Here is a 3,257-nt window from a genome sequence, read left to right on the forward strand (position 1 = left end):
AGGGCCATCGAACACTCACCCGACCGCAACGCCTGCGCCGCCAAATGCACCGCCACCAACGACGACGAACACGCCGTATCCACCGACACCGCCGGGCCTTCCAGGCCCAAGGTGTACGCCACCCGCCCCGACATGACACTCGCAGCGTTGCCAGTAAGGAGGTGTCCCTCGCTCCCGGTCTGCGCGTCGCCGATCATCGAGATGTAGTCCTGCCCGGTGGTGCCCACATACACGCCGGTGTCCGACCCGCGTAGCCCCGACGGGTCGATCCCGGCCCGCTCCAACGCCTCCCAGGAAACCTCCAACAACAGCCGCTGCTGCGGATCCATCGCCACAGCCTCCCGCGGACTGATCCCGAAGAACCCCGCGTCGAACAACGCCGCATCCGCCAGGAACCCACCCTCGCGGACATAACTGGTCCCCGACCGCGCCGGATCCGGGTCATACAACGACCCGACATCCCAACCCCGATCCACGGGGAACCCGTCCACCGCGTCAACACCCTCGATGAGCAACTGCCAAAACGCCTCCGGGTCACCAACCCCACCCGGATACCGACACCCCATCCCCACAATCGCCACCGGCTCATCGACACCCGCACCGACCGCCACCGGCGCGAGGACATCGGTCTGCTCACCGAGCAGTTCGGTCAGCAGGTACCGGGCCAACACCACCGGGGTGGGATGGTCGAAGACCAGCGTGGCTGGCAGCGGCAGCCCGGTGGCGGTGGCGAGCCGGTTACGTAGTTCCACCGCGGTCAGCGAGTCGAAGCCGAGCTCGCGGAACGCTCGATCGGGTGCGATCGCCTGAGCACTGTCGTGACCGAGGGCTGTGGCCGCGTGGGTACGTATCAGTTCGAGCATCTTCTGCTGGCGCTGCGGGCCGGTCAACGCTCGCAGTTGAGTGGCCAGTCCTGAATCGTCGAGTGGGCCGGGCTCGGCGTCGGCGACGGCGGCTTGTACCTCGGGCAGCCTGGCCAGTAGCGCACTCGGGCGTGCCGAGGTGAACGTCCGGGTGAACTGGGCCCAGTCCACGTCAGCGACCGCGAGGAAGTCCTCGTCCTGACCGACCGCCTCGGCCAATGCCTGCACCGCCCGCTGCGGATCCATGCTCCGTACTCCACGCCGCTGCAACTGCTCGGCGTCGGCCTGCTCGGCCATTCCCTCGCCGGCCCACAAGCCCCACGCCACGCTGGTCACTGCCCGTCCCAGGGCACGCTGCTGGGTGGCGTAGGCGTCCAGGAACGCGTTGGCGGCGGCGTATACCCCCTGCCCGCCACTGCCCCATACACCGGCGTTCGAGGAGAACAGCACCATCGCGTCCAGCGGGTGCTCGGAACCCTCGACCAGCAACTCGTGCAGGTTACGGGTACCTGCGACCTTCGCCGCCAAGATTTGGTCTGCCAACCGCGGATCGACGTCATCGATGGCCGCGAGCTGACCGACTCCGGCCGCGTGCACCACCGCATCGATCGGTCCTACCTCGGTCAGGGCCGCGGCCAACCCGTCACGATCTGCCACGTCGCAACCCAGCACGCTCACCCGTACCCGGTCTGCAGCGGTCAGCTCACCGATCAGCTCGACCACGCCCGGCCCGTCCATGCCCCGGCGGGAGATCAACACCACATGCTCTGCACCATGCCTGGCCACCCAGCGAGCCACGTGTCCGCCCAGACCACCGGTGCCACCGGTGATCAGCACCGTGCCCCGTGGCTTCCACACCCGCGGCGACTCATCCGGCCTGGCATGCACCAACCTGCGCCCGTACACGCCACTCGCGCGTACCGCGACCTGGTCCTGGCCGTCCCACCCGGCCAGTACCGCGGCACAACGACGCGCTGTCGCAGCCGCGTCCCGCGCCGTGTCAGGCCAGAGCGTGGGCAGATCAACCAGACCACCCCAGCGGCGGGGGTACTCCAGCGCCGCGACCAGACCCAAACCCCACGCTTGAGCCTGGACCGGGTCAGCGGGAGCGTCGAACCGACCGGTACCGACCGCGCCACGGGTGAGCACCCACACCCGCCCCGACAGGCCCGCGTCGCTGCCCGTGTCGGTGTCGTTCAGGCCCTGCAGCAGCGCCAGTAGCTCATGCACCGGCGCCCGGCCGGGCAGGAACACCACCCCGCCCAACCCGGCCGCGTCCAGCCCGGCCATCACTGCCCGCAGCGCCGCAGCCACCCCCACCCGGGTGCCATCAACAGCTACCGGCAACACCCGCGCGCCATGTCCGACCAGGATCTGCTCGACCAGCCCGATCCACCCCGACTCGGCGTGATCGGCCGCCAGATCCGCGCCATACAGCAGAAGCCAGGTGCCGTTCAACACCGCCTCAGGGCCACCGGTCAATGGCTCCCAGACGACCCGGTACCGCCACGTGTCAATGGACCGCCGGTCCTGACGGGCCCGCTGCCAGGCCGCCAACCCCGGCAGAACCGTGGCCAGACCCTGCTCATCCACCCGCAAGGTAGTAGCCAAGGCCGCTGCGTCGCCGCGCTGCACCACCTGCCAAAACTCCGCATCGAACCCACCGTCCACACCCCGCACCGGCAAACCCCGCGGCGTCGGCCAGTACCGCTGGTGCTGGAACGGGTAGGTAGGCAGTTCCAGAGCCCGCCGATTGGTGTTTGTGTCGAGCAGTGTCGGCCAGTTCACCGTCGCGCCGTGTACGTGGACACCGGCGAGGGCGGTCAGTAACGTCTGCGGCTCGTCGCGCTCGGCACGCAGCGCTGGCAGCCACACGTCTGTTTCGGGGGTTTCGGCGTCGGCCATCGAGGTCAGCGTGCCGTCCGGGCCCAGTTCGAGGAAGACACCCACGCCTTGCTCGCGTAGCGCGTTTACCGCGTCGTGGTACCGCACCGCCTGGCGGGCGTGCGCCAACCAGTATCCCGGTTCGGTCACTTCCGCGCCGGGGGTGCCAGAGACCACCGGGATGGTCGGCTCTCGCCAGGCCACCTCGGCCAACACGTGTGCGAACTCGGCCAGCATCGGCTCCATCAACGGCGAATGGAACGCGTGACTGACCCGCAGCCGCCGCGCCTTGCCGCCCTTGTCTCGCCACTGCCGCGCCAGGTCCAGCACCACGTCCTGGTCACCGGAGATGACCGTCGAGTGGGGGCCGTTGACCGCCGCCACGCCTACCAGGTCGGTGTGCCCGGCGATCAGCTCGTGGGCTTGGGCGTCGCTGGCGGTCAACGCCACCATGGCTCCACCCGCAGGTAGCGCCTGCATCAACCTGCCCCGCGCGGCTACCACCGCCAC

The 3,257-nt window shown here is 69.4% G+C and carries 1 protein-coding gene; it reads right to left on the minus strand.

The window, feature by feature from the left end; translation table 11 throughout:
• Nucleotides 1-3,200: SDR family NAD(P)-dependent oxidoreductase (locus ACLQ22_RS31820; RefSeq protein WP_425695569.1), on the minus strand; the 3,200-nt coding region annotated here is incomplete at its 3' end.
• Between the last annotated feature and the right edge of the window lie 57 nt (nt 3,201-3,257).

It is taken from the genome of Micromonospora sp. DT178, from assembly GCF_049841695.1.
Classification (GTDB): domain Bacteria; phylum Actinomycetota; class Actinomycetes; order Mycobacteriales; family Micromonosporaceae; genus Micromonospora.